The sequence below is a fragment of the Limnobaculum zhutongyuii genome (assembly GCF_004295645.1).
GTDB classification, from domain to species: Bacteria; Pseudomonadota; Gammaproteobacteria; order Enterobacterales; family Enterobacteriaceae; genus Limnobaculum; species Limnobaculum zhutongyuii.
In genome coordinates this window covers 2,021,846-2,047,183 of sequence record NZ_CP034752.1, presented here as the reverse complement: position 1 = coordinate 2,047,183, position 25,338 = coordinate 2,021,846, and the positions used below count along the sequence as shown (strand labels likewise).

Here is a 25,338-nt window from a genome sequence, read left to right as displayed (position 1 = left end):
CATCCTGATTGAATGAAATAACAAACGATCGGTATTCAGAATCATTATTATGCCTATTTATGAATATGAGTGTGGCGTTTGCCACCATCGTCTGGATAAATTACAGAAGTTAGCTGATGCCCCTTTGGTGGAATGCCCTGAGTGTGGTGAGTCAGCATTAGTTAAATTGGTCTCCCCCGGAAATTTTCATTTGAAAGGTTCCGGCTGGTATGCGAGTGAAGCCCCGCAAAGCCGTAAGAATACTTCATCAGATACCCCTTGTGCTGGGGCCTGTCAGGCGAATTGCCCGGGCGCAGCATTGGCTGAATAAAAGGATAGATCGTTATGCGTACTCATTATTGTGGACAGCTCAACACCACTCACGTTGGGCAAGAAGTAACCCTGTGCGGCTGGGTCAATCGTCGCCGTGACTTAGGTGGCTTAATTTTTATCGATATGCGCGATCGTGAAGGCATTGTGCAGGTGTTTTTTGATCCTGATTGCAAAGCGGCATATGAACAAGCCTCTGAGTTACGTAATGAGTACTGCATCCAGATCGTTGGAACCGTACGTGCCCGCCCTGAAAGTCAGGCAAACAAAGATATGGCGACCGGTGGTGTAGAAATATTCGCCCATACGCTAAATATTATTAACCGTTCAGAGCCACTGCCGCTGGATTCCAATCAAAACAATACTGAAGAACAGCGCCTGAAATACCGTTATCTGGATCTGCGTCGTCCGGAAATGGCTGAACGTCTGAAAGCGCGTGCGCGTATTACTGCATTTGTTCGCCGCTATATGGACGGCAACGGTTTCCTGGATATTGAAACCCCAATGCTGACTAAAGCAACGCCGGAAGGTGCGCGCGACTATCTGGTGCCAAGCCGGGTGCATAAAGGCAAATTTTATGCACTGCCTCAATCACCTCAGCTGTTTAAACAGCTGCTGATGATGTCCGGTTTTGACCGTTATTATCAAATCGTGAAGTGCTTCCGTGATGAAGATTTACGCGCAGACCGTCAGCCAGAATTTACCCAAATCGACGTAGAAACCTCCTTTATGACTGCAGAGCAAGTGCGGGCCATTATGGAAAAAATGGTGCGTGAGCTGTGGGCTGAAGTAAAAGGCGTTGATTTAGGCCAGTTCCCAAGTATGACCTTCGCTGAAGCCATGCGTCGTTATGGTTCTGATAAACCGGATCTGCGTAACCCAATGGAGCTGGTTGACGTTGCTGATTTACTGAAAGACGTCGATTTTAAAGTATTCTCTGGTCCGGCAAACGATCCTAAAGGCCGTGTTGCTGTGCTTTGTGTTCCAGGTGGTGCCCAGTTAACCCGTAAACAAATTGATGACTACACTCAGTTTGTTTCTATTTATGGTGCCAAAGGTCTGGCCTGGATGAAGGTCAACGATCGTAATGGTGGCATCGATGGCGTACAGAGTCCGGTAGCTAAATTCCTCACCGCTGAGATTATCGAAGCGATGCTGGAACGTACTCAGGCGAAAGATGGCGATATTCTGTTATTTGGCGCTGACAGCTTTAAAGTGGCAACCGATGCCATGGGGGCACTAAGACTGAAAGTGGGTCGTGACCTGAAGATCACTAATGAAAACAGTTGGGCTCCGCTGTGGGTTATTGATTTCCCAATGTTTGAAGATGACGGCGAAGGTGGCTTAACCGCCATGCACCATCCGTTTACTTCACCAAAAGAGATGACGCCAGAGCAACTGGTTGCCGATCCGGAATCAGCCATTGCTAATGCTTATGATATGGTACTGAATGGCTATGAAGTGGGTGGTGGTTCAGTTCGTATCTACAATGGTCAAATGCAGCAGGCGGTATTTGGTATTCTGGGCATTAATGAACAGGAACAACGTGAAAAATTCGGTTTCTTACTGGATGCGTTGAAATATGGCACGCCACCACATGCGGGGATCGCATTTGGTCTGGATCGTTTAGTTATGCTGCTGACCGGTACTGAAAATATTCGCGACGTTATTGCTTTCCCGAAAACCACGGCAGCATCCTGTCTGATGACTGAAGCACCAAGCTACGCTAATCCGGCATCGCTGAAAGAGCTGTCTATCAGCGTAGTGACAGAGAAGTCAGACAAGTAATATGAAGCAGTTTAAGCGCCCGGAATCTGTGCTGGTTGTGATTTACAGCCGTGATAGCGGACGGGTACTTATGTTACAACGTAACGACGATCCTGAGTTTTGGCAATCGGTTACCGGTAGTCTGGAAGCAGGAGAGTCTACGGAACAAACGGCGCTACGTGAGGTCAGGGAAGAGGTTGGTATTGATATTCAGGCAGAAAAATTAATTCTGCAAGACTGTCAACGTAGCGTTGAGTTTGAAATTTTTACACATTTTCGCCACCGTTATGCGCCGGGTATTACGCATAATCTGGAACATTGGTTTTGTCTGGCATTACCCGCAGAGCGTGAGATTGCGTTGTCTGAGCACCATGCTTACCAATGGCTGGATAAAACGCAGGCTGCTCAACTGACAAAATCGTGGAGCAACCGGCAGGCGATTGAAGAATTTGTTATTTCTCATTAAGCCTTAACCGGCTTTCGACTGGAGATTTTTTATGGCAGGTCATAGTAAATGGGCCAATACCAAGCATCGTAAAGCGGCACAAGATGCAAAGCGCGGTAAAATTTTTACAAAAATCATTCGTGAGCTGGTAACAGCTGCCAAATTAGGCGGTGGTGACCCAGGATCGAACCCGCGTTTACGTGCTGCTATCGATAAAGCGTTATCAAACAACATGACGCGGGATACCTTAAACCGCGCCATTGCCCGCGGTGTGGGTGGTGGTGATGATAACGATATGGAAACCATCATTTATGAAGGTTATGGCCCTGGCGGTACAGCGGTTATGGTTGAGTGTTTGAGTGATAACCGTAACCGTACCGTTTCTGAAGTTCGCCATGCGTTTACTAAAACCGGCGGTAACCTGGGTACTGATGGTTCTGTTTCTTATCTGTTTACCAAGAAAGGCGTTATTTCCTACGCAGAAGGTACCGATGAAGATGCAGTAATGGATGCGGCATTAGAAGCCGGCGCAGACGACGTTGTCACTTATGACGATGGCGCTATCGACGTTTTCACTACGCCAGAAAGCTTTGGTGATGTGAAAGATGCGCTGGATGCGGCGGGTCTGGTCGCTATCGCGGCAGAAGTCTCCCTGATTCCATCAACCAAGGCCGAACTGGATGCAGAAACTGCACCAAAACTGCTGCGTCTGATTGATATGCTGGAAGATTCCGACGACGTTCAAGAGGTTTATCACAACGGTGAAATCTCTGATGAGGTTGCGGCAACGCTTTAATGGCCATTATTCTTGGCATTGACCCCGGCTCGCGGATTACCGGCTACGGTGTAATTCGCCAGCAGGGGCGTAAGTTAGAGTATCTCGGTAGCGGCTGCATTCGCACCGCTGTCGACGATCTTCCTACCCGTCTTAAGCTGGTCTATGCCGGCGTCAGTGAAATTATCACCCAGTTCCAGCCCGATTTTTTCGCCATTGAACAGGTATTCATGGCCCGCAATGCGGACTCAGCATTAAAACTGGGTCAGGCCCGCGGCGCGGCAATTGTTGCGGCAGTGAATGCGGATTTGCCGGTATTTGAGTATGCGGCGCGTCAGGTGAAACAAACGGTAGTTGGGCACGGTGCAGCGGAAAAATCACAGGTACAGCATATGGTGAAAACCTTGCTTAAACTGGCCGCTAGCCCACAGGCCGATGCCGCCGATGCTTTGGCCATTGCCATTACCCATTGCCACCTGAGTCAAAATACTATCCGTATGGGTAATGCCAGATTAACCCTGGCCCGCGGTCGGGTTGGGGAATAATTGAGTGAAACGCTGAAGCTAAGTGATGCGGCGATCAAATAAATAGAACAAAAGCTGGATATTTATCCAGCTTTTGTTATGTAATACGTGTATAAATAGAGACGTTGAGCGGCAGGCCATTTAAGATAAATGTATATTTTAAGTTTCTGCCCTGTGTAAGCCATAAGGAGCCTGAGTCGTGATAGGTCGTTTACGTGGAGTTATTCTGGAAAAACAGCCCCCTGAAGTTTTACTTGAGGTAAATGGCGTTGGTTATGAAGTATTTATGCCAATGAGCTGTTTTTATGAATTACCCGATCGGGGTCAGGAAGCCATTATCTTCACCCATTTTGTCGTGCGTGAAGATGCTCAATTACTGTATGGCTTTAACGATAAGCAGGAGCGGGCGCTGTTTCGCGAACTGATTAAAGTGAATGGCGTGGGGCCAAAACTGGCGCTGGCAATTCTCTCCGGTATGTCTGCTCAGCAATTTGTTCACGCAGTAGAACAGGAACAAATTAGCACATTGATTAAACTGCCGGGCGTTGGTAAGAAAACCGCTGAGCGTCTGGTGGTAGAAATGAAAGATCGTTTCAAAGGACTTAATGGCGATCTGTTTAACAATAATAACGACTTGCCTCCGCTTAGCCCATCGAAAAGTGCGGATAATGATGCGGAGTCGGAAGCAGTATCTGCGCTGGTTTCTCTGGGCTATAAACCACAGGAAGCTAGCCGACTGGTTAGCAAAGTGGTAACGCCGGGTGCCGACAGTGAAACCCTGATCCGTGAAGCATTGCGTTCTGCACTGTAAGTAGAAAGAGAAAAAGCATGATTGAAGCCGATCGTTTGATTTCACCGGTAGCGCAGTTTGAAGAAGAAGACCCCATCGACCGTGCGATGCGCCCCAAACTGCTGAGTGAGTATGTTGGGCAACCTCACGTTCGTGAACAGATGGAAATCTTTATTCAGGCCGCCAGATTGCGTGGTGATGCTCTGGATCATCTGCTGATTTTTGGCCCGCCGGGACTAGGGAAGACCACATTGGCTAACATTGTTGCCAATGAGATGGGGGTAAACCTACGAACCACTTCCGGCCCCGTTCTGGAAAAGGCAGGGGATCTGGCGGCGATGCTAACCAATCTTGAACCGCATGATGTGCTGTTCATCGATGAAATTCATCGTCTTTCGCCAGTGGTGGAAGAGATCCTGTATCCGGCGATGGAAGACTATCAGTTGGATATCATGATTGGTGAAGGGCCGGCAGCGCGTTCGATCAAAATTGATTTACCGCCGTTTACTCTGGTGGGTGCCACAACACGAGCCGGTTCACTTACTTCGCCGTTACGCGATCGCTTTGGTATCGTACAGCGTTTAGAGTTTTATCAGGTTGCCGATCTGGAATCGATCGTTTCACGTAGTGCGCTGTGTATGGATCTCAATCTGTCACAGGAAGGGGCGAATCAGATAGCTCGTCGTGCACGCGGAACGCCTCGTATAGCTAACCGACTACTGCGCCGGGTGCGTGATTTTGCCGAAGTTCGGGCTAATGGCGCAATTGATGGTGATGTAGCAACCCGGGCGTTAGATATGCTGGATGTGGATGCTGAAGGTTTCGATTTTATGGACCGTAAGCTATTGCTGGCCATTATTGATAAGTTTATGGGTGGTCCGGTTGGGTTGGATAACTTGGCGGCAGCCATTGGTGAAGAGCGAGAAACGATTGAGGATGTTATCGAACCTTATCTGATTCAGCAGGGATTTATTCAGCGTACGCCAAGAGGGCGGATGGCCACTCAACATGCCTATCAGCATTTTGGCATTAGCAGAGATGATGAACGGCGCTAATTTAGTCGCCAGTAAAGATAAAAAAAACCGGAGAACATAGCTCCGGTTTTTTTATTGAGTCAGATTGATTATCAATAATTATTGATACAGGCTCAGGTTTTCTTTTGCGTAAGCTTCAAAATCGGTGCAACCACCAATATGAACCTGATCGATAAAGATTTGAGGTACGGTTTCTACTGGTTTACCAACGGTTTTTTCCAGGTCGGCTTTAGTAATACCTTCTGCGTGAATATCAACATAGTTATAGCTGAAATCGTCGCGTTCCTGACTCAATTTTTCTGCTAATTCTTTAGCACGAACACAATAAGGACACCCAGGACGTCCAAAAATCACAACAAACATGAATACTCCTTAAAATTTTTAGAATGTTCGGCTTTTCGCCGTTAGCCAATATGATAAAAACTGCCGATACTATGCCCGTCACAGGCAGTAAAAAAAAGCAGGAATTACCTGTCAGTTTGATAAATCTTACCTATCTGACACTAACTGCATAAATTTATAAAGAAAAATTTGTGTAAAAAAACATATAACAGACAACTAATGGGGAATCACTTTCTGCCAGAGGTGCTGCATATGTTACGATAACCCGTGTTTTTAACCACGTTCTCAGGTTACACCAACAAAAATCAGGACTTTCTATGACGCCGACTATCGATCTTATCTGCTCTCATCGTTCTATCCGCGCTTTTACTCCTCAGCCAATAACGGATGAGCAACGTCAGGCCATCATTGGGGCTGCGCAGTCGACATCGAGTTCCAGCTTTTTACAATGCAGTTCGATTATTCGGGTGACCGATCCGGATTTACGTTTGGCTTTGGTTGAATATAGCGGTGGTCAAAAACATGTGGCTCAGGCGGCGGAATTTTGGGTGTTTTGCGCCGACTATCATCGTAATCAGGAGATTTGCCCTGAAGCTGAACTGGGATATGCAGAACAACTATTATTGGGGGCAGTAGATACCGCCATGATGGCGCAAAATGCCTTAACGGCAGCCTAATCATTAGGGCTGGGTGGTGTGTACATCGGTGGATTAAGAAATAATATCGCGGCAGTGACGGAGTTACTGCAACTGCCAAAACAGGTATTGCCGTTGTTTGGTTTATGTTTGGGTTATCCCGATCAACACCCGGAACAGAAGCCTCGTTTACCTGCGGAGATGGTGGTGCACGAGAATAGTTACCAACCATTAAATCGGGAGTTACTGGCACAATATGATGCCCATATTGTTGCTTATTATGAGGCTCGTTCAGAAAATAAGAAACATGTTAGCTGGAGCGAACAAATCGCTGCCACGGTTCGTAAAGAACGTCGACCATTTATTCTGGATTACTTGCATAAGCAAGGATGGGTGACGCGCTAAGTTATCGAAACTGGTTATTGGATGATTGGTATTGATAGCCAGCATCCGATAACTTTTTTATCAATGCTTCCCGATCAATATCATAACTACGCGCCAAATCATCGAGAGATTCAAATTCATCTCTTAGTTTCATATTCACAATGCTAAATAGCAGATGAGGATCCATGGCTAAAAAGTTTTGACGTTGCATATTTTTTCCGGTGAGAGCGTAAAAATTTATAATAACTTACCTCATCAGGTGATAAATAGGGTAATATTCGTGTGTTATCGCACTTTCTTTTTGATTTACTGAGGACATACCATAATGGATAAGCTGATCGTCCCTGATCTGGCCCTAATGCGTAGTTGGCTTGAACAGTTGGGCATCGCCTTTTTCGAATGTGATTCTTGTCAGGCGTTACATTTACCATACCTGCAAAGCGTTGATGGTATTTTTGATGCTAAAGTCGATCTGCTCGAAAATGTTATTCTGTTCTCTGCCGTGGCGGAAATACGCCCTGTAGCGCTGATCCCTCTGGTTGCGGATCTCAGCCAAATTAATGCTTCATCATTAACCACTAAGGTATTTATTGATGTTCAGGATGACAATTTACCTAAGTTGGTTATTTGTCAGTCTTTGAGTGCAGCAGCAGGTATTACATTAGAACAGTTCCGTTTGTTACTACAGGAAGCGGAAGAGCAAACCACTCAAATTGTTATGGAAGCCAGAGCTAACGAGCTACTGACGGTCAGTGATAACGAGCGTGAGACTGAAGACGATATTCAGGTGCTTCGCTCAATTACCCATACCATTCATTAATTTTCCTATATTTGCTTAATCCAGTGGTCCCGGAGTCCGTTCTGATGCAGTGCCAGCTTCACGCCGCAGGGCTTTGTTATTCATGCCAATGGATAGACAAACCCTATTCACAACAACTGGAAGAAAAACAGCAAGGCTTAGCAATATTGCTGGAGTCGATACCCGTTGAACAGTGGTGCATACCCGTATCTGGTATTGAGGCAGGTTTTCGCAATAAAGCGAAAATGGTGGTAAGCGGTAGCGTTGAACGTCCGGTGCTGGGGTTACCCATTAAACAAGGCGAAGCAGTGGATTTGTGTGATTGTCCACTTTATCCTGATTCTATACGTAATGTGTTTCCGTATCTCAAACAGTTTATTGCACGGGCGGGATTAACCCCCTATAACGTAGAGCGTAAACGGGGCGAGCTGAAATTTATTTTGCTTACCGAGAGCCGTTTCAACAGCGGTTTAATGCTGCGTTTTGTGCTGCGCTCAGAAACCAAGCTCCAACAGCTGCGTCAGGCTCTGCCCTGGTTACAGGCACAGTTACCTCAATTACAGGTAATATCAGCCAATATTCAACCGGTTCATATGGCCGTGCTGGAAGGGGAACGGGAAGTGATTCTCACCCCACAGGATGCGTTAGAAGAGCAATTGAATCATATTCCGTTGTATATCCGACCGCGCAGTTTCTTTCAGACTAATCCTGAAGTAGCAGAAAAACTGTATGCCACAGCAAGAGAGTGGGTTTCAACACTGAATATTCACAGTATGTGGGATTTGTTTTGCGGTGTAGGGGGCTTTGGTCTGCATTGTGCAGCTAATTCTGAGATTAAACTAACCGGCATTGAAATCAGTGCAGAAGCCATTGAATGCGCCAAACGTTCGGCGGCCTCTATTGGATTGAGTGATATTGAGTTTGATGCACTGGATTCAACCCAGTTTGCCCGTAGCAAACATCAACAAAATATTCCGGATCTGGTACTGGTGAATCCACCGCGCCGGGGAATAGGCGAAGCACTGTGTGAATATCTGAGTGAAATGTCTCCGGACTGGATCCTTTACTCCAGCTGTAATGCACAAACCATGGCAAAGGACATTCATCAGCTTACTGGTTATCGGGTCGTGAGGGTTCAACTGTTTGATATGTTCCCTCATACTGCGCATTATGAAGTTTTGACTTTACTACAACGTATTGCGGCAAAATAAAGTCTCAGCGTTTATTTTCTTTATAGGGAATGCCTTCCAGCTCCAGCAGCGCCTTCTTCACGTGTAAACCACCAGAATATCCGGTTAATGAATTATCTTTTCCCATCACCCGATGGCAGGGAAGAATAATGGCAATCGGATTGGCCCCTACGGCTCCGCCTACCGCCTGCGCACCTTTAGGTTTGTTGATTGCAGCAGCAATATCGCCATAGCTGACGACTTTTGCGTAATCAATAGATTTGAGCTGATGCCAGACGCTTTTTTGAAATACCGAGCCTTCTGGCTGGCAAGGGATTAAGCTGAAATCTACTTTTTTACCGGCAAAATAATCAGAAAGCGTTTTCACCACTAAATGAATAATCGGATGTTGGGCATCTTCAACCCATGTAGTGTCAGGTTGGCGGCGCTCAACTTCATTGGCTAACCAAAGCTGACGGAGGGCAATATCGTCTGCCACGATACGCAATTGACCCACAGGGGAAAGATACAGTTGATGATACATAGCAGGCTACCCTTTAACTGAAAACGAGAAAAAGCATATTAACACTGCGTAACTAAAAGTAAAAATGGCCTCATAAAGAGGCCATTTTTATACCTAAGGCAATGACTTACTGCGGAAACCACTTATGACTGATTTGCTGGTAGGTACCGTCTTTCTTGACGGCTTCCAGCGCGGTGTTAATTTTATTCATCAGCTCGGTATTATCCTGACGCACCGCAATACCTAAGCCTGCACCAAAGTAGGCCGGATCGGCAATATGTTCGCCCAAAGTAACCAGCTCAGGACTGGTTTTCAGCCACTCGTTTACTGCCGCTGTATCACCAAATACCGCATCCAGACGACCGTTCTTCAGGTCGATAACTGCCGTTTGATAGCTATCATAAGGAACGGTTTTAATTTCAGGATGTTTTTCATTCATGTATTTCTGATGGGTAGAGCCATTCTCCATACCCACTTTTTTACCTTTCATCTGATCAACAGAAGTCATGGTACCTTTACGTACAATAAGCACCGCAGAGTTAGCATAATAAGGCTGGCTGAACAGAACCTGTTTGCTACGCTCGGCAGTGATGTCCATACCAGAAATCACCGCATCATAACGACGGAATTTCAACGCAGGGATCAGGCTATCAAACGCATGGTTAGAAAAAGTACATTCTGTTTTCATCTCTTTGCAAAGTGCTTTGGCCAGATCGATATCAAAACCTGTAATATTGCTGTCTTTATCCATAAACTCAAACGGAGGGTAAGTTGCAGATGATGCAAAACGAATGGGATCGGCAGCCTGAGCAGATAACGCGGCACCGGCTAATAACAGAATGGCTACAACTTTTTTCATGGTACAAACTCCGATAGTAAAAAGGGGTATGACTATTTATTCGCATAAATCGAATATATATTCATTAAATATGAATAAGCAAGCAAAATTTTTATTAAAGATGAAAGAGATGAAAAAATAGCCAGTTTAATGCTCCTGACATATCCAATCCTGAAATAGTTGCATCGCCGGAGTCAGATGTTTTGATTTCAGCCGGGTTAGCCAGTAGCTACCCATAGAGATCTCTGTTTTGAAGGGGCGGATAAGAACGCCATTTGCTAATTCTCGCTCAAACATGCTTGACGGGGCTAAAGCAACACCGACATTCAGTATGGCGGCTTCAACCATTAAACGGGAAGAGTCGAAAATCATGCCATTTGGTCGCCATGGTGTGAGGCCCGCGTGAAGTAACCAGCTATCCCATTCCTCTTCACGGTAAGAACGAAGAAGCGTTTCTTTTTCCAGATCGCCCGGTTCCACCAGACGTTTAGCGGTCTCTGGCGAGCATAAAACTGTCAGTGGGGCATCGAATAACAACGTATTATCGCTGGTTGGCCAGCTTCCTTCACCAAACCGAATAGCGAAATCCAGCCCCTCAGCAGCAAGATTGACCACGTTATTATTGGTGAGTAATTTCAATTCGATGAACGGATATTTTTCACGAAACTTCCACAGTCGGGGGAGTAACCAGCCCACAGCAAAAGTACCTACCGTCGCAACGGTGAGAACCTCATGAAATTCACCGCCTTCAAATCGTTTTAATACCGTCTGAATATGATCAAATGCTTCGGTTAATACCGGAAGTAAAACCTGGGCCTGTTCAGTCATTTCCAGCCCACGAGGTAACCGTTTAAAAAGCGCAGTACCCAGTTGTGCTTCGAGTAAACGAACCTGTTGGCTCACTGCCGCCTGAGTGACGTTTAATTCAAGACCGGCACGGGTAAAGTTCAGATGTCTGGCAGACGCTTCAAAAGCACGCAGCGCATTAAGAGGAAAAAAAGATCGCATCAACGAATACCTATAAGTTTTTCTTTACCCTTGGTGAAAATAACCTTGCTTGTGAATCGTTTTATAATGATTGATATTGCTCGGGTTATCACTAAATCAAAGTATTAATGGAGTAGGGCATGATGAGTATTATCTATCATCATAGCGACTAATTTAGCGATGGTAATAGTATTTCTTTTGATAAGCTGGTTAACCATCGAAGTGATAACGCCTAACCATTTGAGAGATCGAATTTTTGTAACATATTCATTTAACGAGACTAATATGGCTAAAAATATATTGCGTAAAAGCATGCTGGCAGTAGCAGCCTTTATACCCTTTATCACATTTTCTACACCTTTGTTAGCCGCTACAACGGACCAGATTTCAACTATCCAGCAGAGTCTGGCTGATTTAGAAAAAAGTAGCGGTGGACGATTGGGCGTCGTACTCATTAACACAGCAGATAATTCACAGATTGTTTATCGTGGTGATGAACGTTTTCCAATGTGCAGTACCAGCAAAATGATGGTAGTTGCCGGCGTATTAAAACAAAGTGAATCACAAAAAGGCCTTTTGGATCAGCAGGTGGATATTAAAAAGAAAGATCTGGTTAGTCATAGCCCGATTGCTGAAAAACGTTTAAACAATAAAATGTCATTAGCAGAGTTGAGTGCTGCTACATTGCAATACAGCGATAATGCAGCTATGAATAAACTGATTGAACAGCTGGGCGGCACCAAAAAAGCCACGGCGTTTGCGCGTTCTATTGGTGATAAAACATTTCGTTTAGATCGCACCGAGCCAACGTTAAATACGGCCATTCCCGGTGATAAGCGCGATACCACAACACCGCTGGCTATGGCGCTAAGTCTGCAAAAATTAACACTGGGAGATGCGCTTGCTGCGCCACAACGCGATCAACTGGTGGAATGGTTAAAAGGAAACACCACTGGTGCCGCCAGTATTCGTGCCGGTTTGCCAACGGAGTGGGTGGTCGGTGATAAAACGGGCAGCGGTTCTTATGGCACGACCAATGATATTGCTGTTATCTGGCCTAAGGATAAAGCACCACTCATTTTGGTCACTTATTTTACCCAGAATGAAAAAGAGGCAAAATCTCGTAGAGAAGTTTTAGCGTCGGCAGCAAAAATCATTACACAGGGTCTCTGACTTTTCATATCAAACAGGGTGGGTGTTGAACATTGAACAGGCAAAAGATGACGTTTTCGGATGGGTTAACCAAATTCCGTGACTATATAACCCTTTGGCAGCTTACCGAAGACGGAGAGCCGTTTCACACCCATTCCAGTTGGCTGCAGCGAGTTTACTCTGGCAACAGACTCGCAATGCTTAAAATTCCGCTGTCAGCAGAAGAACGAAGAGGCTCCCGGCTGATGGTGTGGTGGAATGGTCAGGGTGCTGCTCAGGTATTGAAACAGGATGATAATGCTATGCTGCTTGAGTACCTGTCAGGAGATCAATCGCTGGTTGAGATGGCTATTGGTGGGCAGGATGATCGGGCGACTCGCATTATTTGTCAGGTGACTAATCGGTTACATGCACAACCAATACCGTCCGATTCTGAACTGGTTTCTCTGCCTGAGTGGTTCAAATCACTCTTTTTAGCAGCGAAACATCAGGGGGGAATTTTTAGCAGAGCTGAATCTATCGCTTCCCGATTACTTTCACAACCTCAGGATATCAGGATGCTTCATGGTGATATTCACCATGGAAATATACTGGATGCCGGAGAAAGAGGATGGCTGGTAATTGATCCTAAGGGGTTATCGGGTGAACGAGGATTTGATTTCGCCAATATTTTTTGCAATCCCCGGGCTGATATTGCTACCAATGTACAGCAATTTGCCAGACGGCTGGAGATCGTGAGCGAAGTGGCGAATATCAAGCGTTCCCGGTTGTTGGCGTGGATTATTTCGTGGTCGGCCCTTTCGGCAGCCTGGTTTATCGAAGAGGGTGAAAATCCGGAAACACCATTAGCTGTTGCAACGCTGGCACTTGATGAACTGGGTGATAGTGACTTCTAATCTGAACTATATAAAAATCCCGGCTTAGCCGGGATTTTTATTAATCAAAGATACGTCGCGTTATCTTGCTACCGAGCCCCACATGTCGTATTCGTCAGCATTTTCGATAGTGACCTGAACAATGTCGCCCACTTTAACCTGACGTTCTTCATTCAGGTAAACCACACCGTCAATTTCCGGGGCATCAGCCATACTGCGGCCAATCGCACCTTCCTCATCAATTTCATCAATAATAACTGGTAAAGTCAGGCCAATTTTATCCTGTAAGCGCTGGGCCGATATTTGCTGTTGCAGTTGCATAAAGCGGTGGAAGCGTTCTTCTTTTATCTCTTCCGGAACCTGATCGGCAAGTTCATTGGCGGCAGCACCTTCAACCGGGCTGTATTTGAAACAACCTACGCGATCCAGTTTAGCTTCACGCAGAAAATCCAGCAGCATTGTGAAATCTTCCTCTGTTTCACCAGGGAAGCCGACAATAAAGGTAGAGCGCAGCGTCAACTGTGGACAAATTTCTCTCCAGCGTTTAACGCGTTCCAGCGTACGTTCCACTGAACCTGGACGCTTCATGGCTTTCAGAATTTTTGGGCTGGCATGTTGCAGAGGAATATCCAGATAAGGCAGAATTTTTCCGGCGGCCATCAGTGGAATAACATCATCTACGTGTGGGTAAGGGTAGACATAATGTAAGCGCCCCCAAATCCCCATGGTGGAAAGTTGCTCACACAGGCTTACCATATCGGTTTTAACCGGCTGACCGTTCCAGAAACCGGTACGATGTTTGACATCCACACCGTAAGCTGAAGTATCTTGTGAGATTACCAGCAGTTCTTTCACTCCGGCATCCACCAAACGTTTAGCTTCATCCAGTACTGAGCCAATCGGGCGGCTATCCAGATCTCCGCGCATGGAAGGAATAATGCAGAAGGTACAGCGGTGATTACAACCCTCGGAAATCTTCAGGTAAGCATAATGTTTAGGCGTCAGCTTAACGCCCTGAGCGGGAACCAAACTGGTAAATGGATTGTATTCTGGTTTCGGCGCATAAGTATGAACGTGGGCTAATACTTGTTCGTAGCTATGAGGGCCCGTAATTTCCAGTACTTTAGGATGGACTTCACGGATCTGATCTTCTTTTGCACCCAAACAGCCCGTTACGATAACTTTACCGTTTTCAGTTAATGCTTCACCAATGGCTTCCAGCGATTCTTGCACTGCACCCTCAATAAAGCCGCAGGTATTAACGATAACCAGGTCGGCACCTTCGTAGCTTGGAACCACCTGATAGCCTTCAGTGCGCAATTCCGTGAGGATACGTTCTGAATCCACCAGATTTTTAGGGCAGCCTAAAGATATAAATCCGACTGTTGGAGCATGGGGCGTTGTAGTTTGGGACATTATGCAAAACTCATTGATTTAGTGATTCAGCAGATGACCGATTTATCGGTGTTCGCTGCTGCTAGTGACTGGGGCAGAATTCTACCGATGTCGGAGCCAAAATTATATAGCCATATGCGGTGATTTGCTGGCCGACAAGTGGCAGTAGTTTAGAGCATTGAGTTTAAAGCATACGACAGATAAAACCAGAACATTTGAGTTTCGAAATAAATCAAAATGAAATGAATAATCACTCAACTGTTTTGTTAATTTAATTTTAAATTTTTGCAACTCAATAAATATCATTTTTTAATAGGTTTTCAATTATCTTATATTTTAACTAATTAGTGTTATTTACTCGTTGGTTGATAAATAATCAAAACATTTGGTGGCAAGAAAATATCAAGTATAGCAAGGGTTTCAGGAGTGCTAATTTTACGTAACATCACACGAGTATCATGAGTATTCTCTTTGATTTTGAGTAGGTAAAGGGGTTTTTAAATGACTATCCACTGATTAATGGGTGATTTTTATTCTTAAAAGTGTGGATCTACAATGATACTTTGGTATCATTATCCACCTATTTTTCTGTCTGCTTATTAATTTCAAACGCATTAGATTTTATTAATCACTCTTATCCTGGATAGGATATGGTTGCAAATATAAAAGGGATTGTTTTGAACAACACATTTAATTATTCAAAAATAAATGGTCAACGTTCTCAGGGTGCGTTTAAAAAGAAACGCATTGCGCTAGCCGTTATCGCCGGAGCTTTCTCCACTCTCTCTGCTACCTTTCCACAATCCGTTAATGCAAATGGTAGTAACATCATTCTTCATCACGACCAGGAAATGACCATTGATACTACAATGGACATCAGGCCAACGAATGTATCGAGCACTGGCCGCGTGCTGATTGGTTTTCAGGAGTATATAAAAGAAGGGACTAATGGAACCCTTACCGTTACAGAGAACGGTAATCTTACCGCCAGGCTGATTAACCTTGCCCGCCACCCAAATTCTTATGCGGTAATGAATGTTGAGAAAGGCGGTAAAGTTCAAGTTATTAATACCAGTTATGCTTATCCAATGGCGATTGGTGGGGATGGTGGAACAACTGACTCGGTTGGCGCTGTTGGAATATTGAATATTACCGGACCGGGGAGCGAGGTTGTGGTCACGCCATTAAACCAGTCGCTTTCTCTGGGTAGCGGTGAGGTTTCAATCGGTAGTAATGGTGCCACTGGCTATCTGAATATCACTGATGGCGGAAAGTTTAGCGTCAGAGACAATGATGGCACAGACAGAGGCGTCGGAATTTATATTGGTAGCCGTGGCGCTAACACCACAAAAGGTTATGTGACGGTTGATGGGGCCGGTAGCGAGTTTTATGCCGAAAACAGAATTCTGGTTGGTACCTATAACCAAGGGGTACTTTCTGTCAAAAATGGCGGAACTGCAAAAGCGGATTCCTATATTAGCGTTGGTCGGGTGGAAAATATTCTGGGTGAAAGCCTGCTCTCTGTTACCGGAAGTGGTTCATTAGCACAGGCAGAGAATATCTATATTGGGGAAGGTAACAAAAGCCAAAGTGCGGTTGTGGTAGCCGATGGCGGCACCCTGACCAGTGAAAATAATATTTATATTTCCCGATATTCCGGCTCTCTTGGCGAATTAGTGATTGGCGGACGTGCCGGTGAAAGCGCACTGGCTGCCGGTACTGTTAATGCCAATATCATTCAATTTGGTCAGAATGGCTATGTAGGTGACGGTAAAATCACCTTTAATCACACCAATGATGATTATCAACTGGCCTCCACTATTGTTGGTCAGGGTGCTATTAACGTCCTGAGTGGTAATACTGAACTAACGGCGGATAACACCGGATTTACCGGTAAATTCACTATCGATAACGGCGGCACATTGACGGCGCGGCAACAGCAAAATTTGAGTAATGTTGCTATCTCGAATAATGGCGGTTTAACGCTGCTTGGCAATAGTGACTGGGAACTGATTAACCAGATTTCAGGCAACGGCCTGATCAATGTTGATACTAATAATAATCAGTTTAGTTTTGCTGCCAATACCGGCAATGCGTTTACCGGGACGGTGGCGCTAAACAATACTCGTTTTACCCTTGATTCACTGAACGTCCCACAAAATCTTCAGTTTCTGCAGGGGACGACACTGCAGCTTAACAACGGTAGTAATACCACCGTTGGAACTGGGGCCCAGTCCATTGGTGGATTGACGTTTAATGGCGGTCAGCTATCTTTTGACACCACGATTACTCCGGGTGAACTGCTCTCTTCAAATTGGGTTGAAACCGATGCTGGCAGCGTTTTAGATATTAGCGGTACCGGTTCGGTTCAGGTCGCTATGCCTCCGGCGGTACCTAACGATATTCCGGCGATCAATAGTAATAAAACCCTGTTAGAGCAGGATGATGAACAGACGTTGGTGATGCTGATTAAGGCCAATGGCAGCGTTTCCGGCACCGGTGGTCAGCTTAGTTTGATTGATGAAAACGGTAATGCCATTAGCAATGCCCAACTATTGGATATCTCTCAAAACGGGAACGTGGTTGCTAAAGGCACTTACGATTTTCAGTTAAGCAGCGGCACAAATAACGATGGTTTGTACATCGGCTATGGCTTGAAGCAGTTGGAATTGCAGGGTAGCGGTAATAACGCATTGATTCTGACTCCTGCGACAGGCGCTACCGACTTAGCAAGCGACTTACGAGCCAAACTAACCGGAAGTGGCGACCTGGCAATTGATGCCGTGGGTCAAACTGTCTCATTATCCAACGGCGGTAATGATTACACCGGTGAAACTTTTATTCGTCAGGGCACATTGTTGCTGGCAAATAATAACGTGCTGGGGCAGACATCTCACTTACAATTGGACGCTGATACCCAAGTATTAATGAATAACTATCAACAGTCAGTGGGTAAGCTCAGTACGGCAGTTGGCAGTCAGGTAAGCCTTGGCGATGGCAGCCAGCTCACCATCACTTCAGCCCAACGTACGGCGGGTGATAATGATGGCGGTCTGATCGCTCAGGATACACTAACGGGAACGGGCAGCTTAATATTGGATGGTAGTGCTGTAGTAGTCAATGGCACCAATGAACAATACAGCGGTAATGTAACGCTGAACAACAATTCATCTATTGCTCTGGAGCAGGTAAATGGCCTTGGAGCAACAGGAAATATTACCCTGACGGGTGCTGGCGATAGATTAACGTTATCTATTACACCGGATAGTGCAATTCCAACCCATGCCTTTACCCGTACGTTGGCAGGCCAGGGCGTCGTATCTTTGCAAGACAGTACCGATATCACCCTGAATGCAGATAACAGCGGCTTTAGCGGTCTGTTTACGGTGGCTCAGGATTCCACATTACGTGCCGCTGCAGTACCCCATTTGGGAAGCGCCGGCATCGATAATCAGGGTGAACTTTACCTGACGGCGAATAATAACTGGATACTGGAAAATGATATCTATGGCAGCGGTGACCTGTATAAGCAGGGCGCTTCCATGATGATCGTCAACCATGATTTAACCTACACCGGTAATACAACCGTAGAAAATGGCACACTGGTAATTGGTGACAATACGGAGACAGCGGGAGCGCTTTCTGCCAGCTCACAAATAAATGTGCTATCTGGTGCAGTACTGGGTGGTAGTGGTCATGTTGCCGGTTATATTGATAACGCCGGTACAGTTTCTGCTCTGAATGCATTATCAGGTTATGAATCTGCTGCGGCCAGCCACTTTACCGTGGGCGGTATCAATAACAGCGGGACTCTTCTTTTAGCGGGTGGTTCAACAGGAAACCAACTGAATATTAACGGTAATTACACCGGCAATAGCGGTAGTCAATTAGTTATTAATACCCAACTGGGCGACGATAACTCAGCAACGGATAAATTGGTGATTAATGGCGATAGCGCAGGCGCTACTGACCTGATCGTCAATAACGTTAACGGTGCCGGTGCGGCAACTCAAAACGGTATTCAGGTTGTGAGTGTTAATGGTGCATCAGACGCTGAGTTCAAATTGGCTAATCGTGCGGTAGCCGGTGCTTATGAGTATCTGCTGTATAAACATGGCACCACGGAAGAAGATGGACACTGGTACCTGCGTAATACCACAGAAGAGCAACCTGGTGGTGGGGATAATGGCAATGGCACTAAACCTGAAGAGGTAACGCCAGACGAGGGCACTCCGATTTATCGACCTGAAGCGGGCAGTTATATCGCTAATATGGCTGCGGCAAAAACGATGTTTAATCTGCGTCTGGAAGATCGTGAAGGCCGGGCAGAAAACAGCAGTATGTGGTTACGTCAGGTCGGTAGTCATAATCGTCAGCGTGAATCATCCGGGCAATTACGTACCACGACCAACAGCTATGTTATACAAGGCGGCGGTGAAATTCTGTCCCATCAGTTTGGTGAACAAGATCGCTTAGGCTTAGGGCTGATGTTGGGATACGGTAATGCCAGCAGTAAAACGCGTTCTACCTTCACCGGTTATCATTCGAAAGGCCGTGTTGATGGATATACCGCAGGAATATATGGCACCTGGTATCAGGATGCTAAAACACTAAATGGCCTGTATCTGGATAGCTGGTTGCAATACAGCTGGCTGGATGCTTCAGTCAATGGTGAGAAGTTGTCACAGGAAGACTATGACATTAAGGGATACAGCGCTTCACTGGAAGGTGGTTACCGTCTGCCGGTTTATCAGGGTCTGAATGGTGATGTATTTATCACGCCTGAGGCTCAGGTCATCTTTAATGCTTTGGATGTTAGTGATTATCGTGAAACCGGTGGTACTTATGTTCGCTCCAGCGGTAAGGATAATGTCCAAACGCGTTTAGGGTTAAAAGTTTCCCGTGATGGCGTTCATGATAAAGATAAAGGAACTAATAAGCTGTTTACTATCTATGCAGCAATTAACTGGTTGTATAACAGTGAATTGACCGGTGTATATATGAATGATGTACATATGGAGCAGGTTGGCAGTCGTAATATTGGTGAACTGAAACTGGGTGCTGAAGGGCAAATAAACAGCCACCTTAACCTGTGGAGCAATGTAGCTCAGCAGATAGGTGGTGATGGTTACAGTGATACTTCAGTTAACTTTGGTATTAAGTATCGTTTCTGATAAACCATAGTGATAAAAAAGGCAGCCTTTTGGCTGCCTTTTTCAATTCATACAGAAGATAACTTATTTAACAATAGAACCATCAGGGCGTTTCAGATCTTTACGATCGCGCCAGTTGGTAATAACTGTTGGTAGAGCAGCCTGAATAGCGATCAGAACAAACCAGATAATCCAGCCCAGAATTTTCATTACCGTATAAAAAGAGAAGCCGGACGCGTCAAACCCATCAACTGGTTTAATCGAGATAATGTTCTTGAACATATGAACCATATTAAAACGCCAGCCGTAGTGAACTACGCGGGTGATTTGGTTCGCGTCATTGGCTGATTGAGCCTGTGCCTGAATATCCGCGCTGTTAAATTTGAAATACCATGGGAAGCTCCATCCGGTATCTTCATTGCGGTAAACCATAATCTTTTTATTTTCGTTGATAGTATAAATGTAATACACATCACGGGTTGGACCGTCCGCCGGATTTTCTGCTGAAATTGGACCATCGTTATCAACGCGTTTAACTTCAGAACCGGTGATTTTAACAATATCCGTTGAAGGCAGATAAAAGCTGCAAAGAAGAGCGGTGCCGATAGCAAAACAGACCAAATAGCCGATAAATATTTTCTTGATTAATGACATAAGAATCACGCTTCCCTATGAGTTTGGGGGTAATGCACTTCTTACATTGTATGTCATTGCGTAATGACATGCATGAACAAATCGTGAGAGTTACTGAATTACAGGCAATAAAAAACCCGATAAGTATGAAACGTAAAAACGACTTATCGGGTCAACCTCAATGAGGGAGTTCTAAAGTAAAGCAGTGGCACTATTTAAGACGTGAATACGTTGAAATAGTTCATCACGTAAGCAAGAAATTTTTCACTTTTTTTACACTTTCTTATAATCACATGATTTATATGGGATTATTTATAGCAAGCTAGGCCAAATGATAATAATTAGTGAACCTGCCAGAGTCAACAGTACGTTGGCAATAGCGTAGGTCCCTGCATAACCCAGTGCTGGAATATTGCTACGGGAAGTATCGCTAATGATTTCCATTGCAGGCGCACAAGTTCTGGCCCCCATAATGGCACCAAACAGCAGGGCTCTGTTCATGCGTAATATATAGGCACCGAACAGATAGCAAATTACCACAGGAACCAGACTTACCAGTAAACCGGCAACCAACATTTGGCCACCAACCAGCCCCAGATTGTTGCCGATACCGCTACCAGCACTTAATCCTACACCAGCCATAAACACCATCAACCCGAACTCTTTGACCATGTTGAGGGCACCCTGAGGAATGTAACCAAAGGTTGGATGATTAGCCCGCATAAAGCCCAGCATAATGCCAGAGAACAGCAGACCAGCAGCATTACCAATACCAAATGAAAAGTTACTAAACTGGAAGGTGATCTGACCAATCATCAAACCAAGAATGAAGAAGGCACAAAAGGCCAGCAGATCGGTAACCTGACTATGAATAGAGATAAAACCAATACGTTCCGCAACGCCTTTAACCCGATGAGCATCGCCGCTGATTTGCAGAACATCCCCGGCATTCAGCACGATATTATCGTCAATAGGCATCTCAATCTGACTACGAATAACCCGATTAAGGAAACAACCGTGGTCGGTCAGATTTATCTGGCTCAGACGTTTGCCTACGGCATTATTATTTTTTACTACAATCTCTTCGGTGACAATGCGCATATCCAGCAGATCGCGTTCAAATACCTCTTTGCCGTTGCGAAAGCTGGGATCTAATCTGGCATGGGCATCAGGATAACCCACTAATGAAATTTCATCATTTACCTGCAAAACCGCATCACCATCGGGTGAGGCAATAATGCCATTACGGCGAATTTTCTCGATATAACAGCCGGTTTGGCGATAAATGCCCAGCTCACGCAGGTTTTTGCCGGCAGCCCATGCCACCAGTTCCGGGCCTACACGGTAGGCGCGAATTACCGGTAGATAGACTTTACGCTGGCTATCATGGTCCAGACCACGCTCTCTGGCGATTTGTTGGGCACAGGTAGATAAATCCTGTCGCTGCAGTTTTGGCATATAACGAGCGGCAAAGATTAAACTCACCAGACCAATCAGATAGGTCAGGGCATAACCCAGGCTGAGGTGATCCTGCGCAGTGGCTAACAGGGCTGCATCCGAGGTGGTATGACGTAGCGTATCACCAGCACCTACCAATACAGGCGTTGAGGTCATCGAACCGGCCAGCATACCGGCAGTGAGGCCGATGTCCCACTTGAGGAATTTACCCAATCCCAGTGCAATGCACATCGCGCTACCCACCAGAACCAGCGCCAGTAAAAAGTAGTTTTTCCCATCGCGAAAGAAGATGGCAAAGAAGTTTGGACCGGCTTCAACTCCGACACAGAAGATGAACAGCATAAAGCCCAGGCTCAAGGCCTCGGTGTTAATCGTAAAATGCTGATAGCCTAATAATAAGGAGATAACTAGTACGCCAATTGAGCCGCCCAGTTGAACCGAACCCAGCCGAATTTTCCCTAAACACAAGCCTAATGCTAATACTACAAACAGCAGAAGAATGTAGTTACTGTTTAGCAGGCTGATAATATCAATATTCACAATGTTAACTTTACGTCATTTGCAATGGATGAATAGTGGATTCATCTTTATAATCCACATAAAAAAGAGTCTTGCACTGACGAAAAATCTGTCATCTGCAAGACCTTTATATTTCTGCCGGGGTATTTTAAAGCTTATTGCCGCATCATTCATACTAAAAAATACGGCTTTACCTCACGAGATCAATAAATTTATATTCTCTTTATTTCTCATAAGATTAATCAGATTGTCTTTTCATCAGGCTGAGGATGAAAAGACAGCAAGAACAAAGCACGACAGACGGGCCTGCTGGCGTATCGTGGAAAGCGGAAAGTGTTAAACCGCCAGTTACGGCAATAATGCCAATAATAACTGCGAAACCAGCCATTTGTTCTGGTGTTCGCGAGAATCTGCGCGCTGTAGCAGCAGGAATAATCAGTAATGAGGTGATAATCAACGCCCCAACAAATTTCATTGCCAGACCAATGGTTAATGCAGTAACCAGCATCAGCAACAGGCGAACTCTTTCAGGATTAATACCGTCAACATGTGCCAGTTCAGGATTAATGGTCACCGACAATAGTGAACGCCATTGCCACCATAAAATTGCCAGCACCACAACCACACCAGCACCAATCATCCACAAGTCATTCATGGTGACAGAGAGCAGGTCACCAAACAGATAGGCCATCAGGTCAACGCGTACGTTCGACATTAAACTGATGGTGACCAAACCTAAAGAGAGGGCACTATGGGCTAAAATGCCTAATAGCGTATCCACTGCAAATTGAGGGCGACGCTCCAGCCATACCAGACCAATCGCCAGTAACAGGGTAATAGCAATGACCGCATAAAACGGATTAATATTCAGCAACAGCCCAAAAGCTACGCCCAGCAATGATGAATGAGCCAGAGTATCGCCAAAATAAGACATTCGACGCCACACAACAAAAGAGCCTAAGGGACCAGCAGCCAGGGCCAGTAATACGCCCGCCATCCAGCCCGGAAATAATAGTTCGATCATGCTTTATTACTGCCTGAAGTTTTAAGAACAATACGACCCTGCAGGTCATGTTGATGATTATGTCTGTGATGGTAGACCGCCAATTGTCGGGCTCCGCGATGGCCAAACATAGCAATAAACTCCGGATGTTCAGAGACGGCCTCCGGTGCACCGGAACAGCAAATATGCTGATTAAGGCACAATACCTCGTCAGTTTTTGCCATCACTAAATGCAGATCGTGTGAAACCATTAATACTGCACAATTCAGTTCAGTACGCAGTTTCTCTATTAGGTCATACAGCGCCAGTTGCCCATTAACATCAACCCCTTGGGTTGGTTCATCCAGTACCAGCAACTGGGGGCGATTTAATAAAGCCCTTGCCAGTAAAACCCGTTGAGTTTCCCCTCCCGAGAGTTTTTGCATTGGCATTTTCACTAAATGCTTAGCCTGAACGCGACTGAGGGCTGGCAGAATATCTTCTTTTTTTACACCAGGACGCAGGCGCATAAAGCGCTCAACGGTGAGTGGTAAGGTAGGATCAAGATGCAATTTCTGTGGCACATAGCCAACACGTAAGTCTTTGGGGCAGCTAATTTTTCCCGAAGCAGGAGAGACCAGTCCCAAAACAACGCGAACCAGCGTTGATTTACCAGCACCATTTGGGCCGAGCAGGGTAAGGATCTGTCCTTCATTCAGGGTAAGGGAAACATCGGAAAGAACTTTCCGGCTACCGAAAACAACAGAAATATGTTCTAACTTAAGCAAACTGGACATTTTTCATTTTTCTTGCAGAATTCAAGATGTGTTATATTATAACATATCAAAGGCAATTACTATTCAAATGAGATTAGAACAAATGCAGCAAACAGCAAATACAAAATGGTTTAACCGCATGATTTTGGCTGGAACACTATTAACAGCAGGTATCGCTATTAATGCATCGGCCGCCGTTTTAACCTCAACAAAACCGCTGGGGTTTATTGCATCAGCCATTACCGAAGGGGTAATGCCGGTAGAAGTGCTGCTTCCGGATGGCGCATCGCCGCATGATTATGCGCTTCGCCCATCAGATGTCCAGAAAATACGTTCAGCGGACCTGGTGGTATGGATAGGTCCGGATATGGAAGCTTTTCTGACTAAACCGTTGCAACAGGTGAATGAAAAGAAACAAATTCCTTTAGCCAGTCTGGACTCAGTAAAACCATTATTACTTAAAGGCGGTGAAGATGACGATCATGACGCGGGGCATCAGGAGCAACATACTGATAATGCACACAATCATGACGAGCATGACCATCACCATGGTGACTATAATATGCACATTTGGATGTCGCCGGATATAGCAAAACAGTCCGCAATTGCAATTCATCACAAATTATTGGAACTTATGCCACAAAATAAGGACAAACTAGATGCTAATCTTAGTCAGTTCGAGAAACAACTAGAGCTGACAAAAGAAAATATTGCTAATATAATGCAGCCGTTGCGTGGCAAAGGATATTTTGTTTTCCATGACGCTTATAATTATTTTGAGAAAACATTCGGTTTAACCCAATTAGGGCATTTTACTATAAACCCCGAAATCCAGCCCGGAGCGCAACGCTTACACAATATACGAACACAGTTGGTTGAGCATAAAGCGGTATGCGTTTTTGCTGAGCCACAATTCCAGCCAGCCGTCATAAATGCTGTCGCCCAAGGGACGAATGTCCGCATCGGAACACTGGATCCGTTAGGCAGCAAAGTAACGTTAGGTAAAGATAGCTACGTACAATTTTTGACTCAGCTATCCCAACAGTTTACGAGCTGCCTGGAGTAACAGAACGA

23 protein-coding genes and 1 pseudogene are annotated in these 25,338 nt (G+C 45.4%); 14 read left to right on the top strand and 10 right to left on the bottom strand.

What is annotated here, in order from left to right:
* The first annotated feature begins 49 nt into the window (after positions 1-49).
* The 7 genes from EKN56_RS09000 to ruvB all read left to right on the top strand — a co-directional run bounded on the left by EKN56_RS09000 (position 50) and on the right by ruvB (position 5,665).
* Entirely contained in the window at positions 50-310 is a 261-nt protein-coding gene (locus tag EKN56_RS09000; RefSeq protein WP_108899573.1) for an FmdB family zinc ribbon protein, read from the top strand.
* Between the two features lie 14 nt (positions 311-324).
* Positions 325-2,097 (top strand): aspartate--tRNA ligase, encoded by a 1,773-nt coding sequence (aspS, locus tag EKN56_RS08995; protein WP_130591468.1) that lies wholly within the window; start codon positions 325-327, stop codon positions 2,095-2,097.
* Position 2,098: 1 nt separating this feature from the next.
* Positions 2,099-2,542: a dihydroneopterin triphosphate diphosphatase gene (gene nudB, locus EKN56_RS08990; RefSeq protein ID WP_130591467.1), complete on the top strand. Its 444-nt coding sequence runs from the start codon at positions 2,099-2,101 to the stop codon at positions 2,540-2,542.
* A gap of 31 nt (positions 2,543-2,573) precedes the next feature.
* On the top strand, positions 2,574-3,317 hold the full coding sequence (locus tag EKN56_RS08985) for a YebC/PmpR family DNA-binding transcriptional regulator (protein WP_130591466.1): 744 nt from the start codon (positions 2,574-2,576) through the stop codon (positions 3,315-3,317).
* A complete protein-coding gene (gene ruvC / locus EKN56_RS08980; RefSeq protein ID WP_130591465.1) occupies positions 3,317-3,841 on the top strand; it encodes a crossover junction endodeoxyribonuclease RuvC in 525 nt (174 codons plus the stop codon). Before EKN56_RS08985 ends, ruvC begins: the two co-directional genes overlap by 1 nt.
* A gap of 178 nt (positions 3,842-4,019) precedes the next feature.
* Positions 4,020-4,631: a Holliday junction branch migration protein RuvA gene (gene ruvA, locus EKN56_RS08975; protein ID WP_130591464.1), complete on the top strand. Its 612-nt coding sequence runs from the start codon at positions 4,020-4,022 to the stop codon at positions 4,629-4,631.
* A 17-nt stretch (positions 4,632-4,648) separates the two neighbouring features.
* Positions 4,649-5,665 (top strand): Holliday junction branch migration DNA helicase RuvB, encoded by a 1,017-nt coding sequence (ruvB, locus tag EKN56_RS08970; RefSeq protein WP_130591463.1) that lies wholly within the window; start codon positions 4,649-4,651, stop codon positions 5,663-5,665.
* Positions 5,666-5,743: 78 nt separating this feature from the next.
* On the opposite strand, the gene EKN56_RS08965 is transcribed toward ruvB, so the two are convergent.
* A complete protein-coding gene (locus EKN56_RS08965; RefSeq protein ID WP_108899566.1) occupies positions 5,744-6,007 on the bottom strand; it encodes a GrxA family glutaredoxin in 264 nt (87 codons plus the stop codon).
* Positions 6,008-6,303: 296 nt separating this feature from the next.
* On the opposite strand from EKN56_RS08965, the pseudogene nfsA reads away from it, so the two are divergent.
* Positions 6,304-7,026: pseudogene (nfsA, locus tag EKN56_RS08960) on the top strand (oxygen-insensitive NADPH nitroreductase).
* 1 nt (position 7,027) lies between these two features.
* On the opposite strand, the gene EKN56_RS08955 reads toward nfsA, so the two are convergent.
* Positions 7,028-7,216, bottom strand: a complete 189-nt coding sequence (locus EKN56_RS08955; protein ID WP_130591462.1) for a DUF4250 domain-containing protein — start codon at positions 7,214-7,216, stop codon at positions 7,028-7,030.
* Positions 7,217-7,330: 114 nt separating this feature from the next.
* On the opposite strand from EKN56_RS08955, the gene EKN56_RS08950 reads away from it, so the two are divergent.
* Entirely contained in the window at positions 7,331-7,825 is a 495-nt protein-coding gene (locus EKN56_RS08950) for a type III secretion system chaperone family protein (protein WP_130591461.1), read from the top strand.
* A 44-nt stretch (positions 7,826-7,869) separates the two neighbouring features.
* Positions 7,870-9,015 (top strand): 23S rRNA (uracil(747)-C(5))-methyltransferase RlmC, encoded by a 1,146-nt coding sequence (gene rlmC, locus EKN56_RS08945; RefSeq protein WP_130591460.1) that lies wholly within the window; start codon positions 7,870-7,872, stop codon positions 9,013-9,015.
* A gap of 4 nt (positions 9,016-9,019) precedes the next feature.
* On the opposite strand, the gene EKN56_RS08940 is transcribed toward rlmC, so the two are convergent.
* From EKN56_RS08940 to EKN56_RS08930, 3 genes are all read right to left on the bottom strand, one after another.
* Positions 9,020-9,517 (bottom strand): methylated-DNA--[protein]-cysteine S-methyltransferase, encoded by a 498-nt coding sequence (locus EKN56_RS08940; RefSeq protein ID WP_130591459.1) that lies wholly within the window; start codon positions 9,515-9,517, stop codon positions 9,020-9,022.
* Between the two features lie 106 nt (positions 9,518-9,623).
* Complete coding sequence (gene artJ, locus EKN56_RS08935; protein WP_130591458.1) at positions 9,624-10,355, bottom strand: arginine ABC transporter substrate-binding protein; 732 nt, start codon at positions 10,353-10,355, stop codon at positions 9,624-9,626.
* A gap of 126 nt (positions 10,356-10,481) precedes the next feature.
* Positions 10,482-11,342 (bottom strand): LysR family transcriptional regulator, encoded by an 861-nt coding sequence (locus EKN56_RS08930; RefSeq protein ID WP_130591457.1) that lies wholly within the window; start codon positions 11,340-11,342, stop codon positions 10,482-10,484.
* Between the two features lie 264 nt (positions 11,343-11,606).
* Here EKN56_RS08930 and bla point away from each other — a divergent pair, with 264 nt between their 5' ends.
* Both bla and EKN56_RS08920 read left to right on the top strand, forming a co-directional pair.
* Positions 11,607-12,494 carry a class A beta-lactamase gene (gene bla, locus EKN56_RS08925; RefSeq protein WP_130591456.1) on the top strand — a complete coding sequence of 296 codons (888 nt, stop codon included), beginning with the start codon at positions 11,607-11,609 and terminating at the stop codon, positions 12,492-12,494.
* Between the two features lie 47 nt (positions 12,495-12,541).
* Positions 12,542-13,369, top strand: coding sequence for an aminoglycoside phosphotransferase family protein (locus EKN56_RS08920; protein WP_130591455.1), 828 nt, complete (start codon positions 12,542-12,544; stop codon positions 13,367-13,369).
* Between the two features lie 60 nt (positions 13,370-13,429).
* Here the strand turns inward: EKN56_RS08920 and rimO are convergent, their stop codons facing one another.
* Entirely contained in the window at positions 13,430-14,764 is a 1,335-nt protein-coding gene (gene rimO, locus EKN56_RS08915) for a 30S ribosomal protein S12 methylthiotransferase RimO (protein ID WP_130591454.1), read from the bottom strand.
* Between the two features lie 629 nt (positions 14,765-15,393).
* Here rimO and EKN56_RS08910 point away from each other — a divergent pair.
* On the top strand, positions 15,394-19,917 hold the full coding sequence (locus tag EKN56_RS08910) for an autotransporter outer membrane beta-barrel domain-containing protein (protein WP_130591453.1): 4,524 nt from the start codon (positions 15,394-15,396) through the stop codon (positions 19,915-19,917).
* Between the two features lie 63 nt (positions 19,918-19,980).
* Here the strand turns inward: EKN56_RS08910 and EKN56_RS08905 are convergent, their stop codons facing one another.
* The 4 genes from EKN56_RS08905 to znuC all read right to left on the bottom strand — a co-directional run bounded on the left by EKN56_RS08905 (position 19,981) and on the right by znuC (position 24,285).
* Positions 19,981-20,550, bottom strand: a complete 570-nt coding sequence (locus EKN56_RS08905; protein ID WP_130591452.1) for a DUF1523 family protein — start codon at positions 20,548-20,550, stop codon at positions 19,981-19,983.
* Between the two features lie 291 nt (positions 20,551-20,841).
* Complete coding sequence (locus EKN56_RS08900; protein ID WP_130591451.1) at positions 20,842-22,527, bottom strand: aspartate:alanine antiporter; 1,686 nt, start codon at positions 22,525-22,527, stop codon at positions 20,842-20,844.
* 217 nt (positions 22,528-22,744) lie between these two features.
* Positions 22,745-23,530 carry a zinc ABC transporter permease subunit ZnuB gene (gene znuB / locus EKN56_RS08895; protein ID WP_130591450.1) on the bottom strand — a complete coding sequence of 262 codons (786 nt, stop codon included), beginning with the start codon at positions 23,528-23,530 and terminating at the stop codon, positions 22,745-22,747.
* The gene (gene znuC, locus EKN56_RS08890) at positions 23,527-24,285 is read right to left on the bottom strand and encodes a zinc ABC transporter ATP-binding protein ZnuC (protein WP_130591449.1); all 759 of its coding nucleotides are present in this window, start codon (positions 24,283-24,285) and stop codon (positions 23,527-23,529) included. The genes znuB and znuC overlap by 4 nt, the downstream gene beginning before the upstream one ends.
* A 67-nt stretch (positions 24,286-24,352) precedes the next feature.
* On the opposite strand from znuC, the gene znuA reads away from it, so the two are divergent.
* Positions 24,353-25,330, top strand: coding sequence for a zinc ABC transporter substrate-binding protein ZnuA (gene znuA / locus EKN56_RS08885; RefSeq protein WP_246020016.1), 978 nt, complete (start codon positions 24,353-24,355; stop codon positions 25,328-25,330).
* Positions 25,331-25,338: the final 8 nt, after the last annotated feature.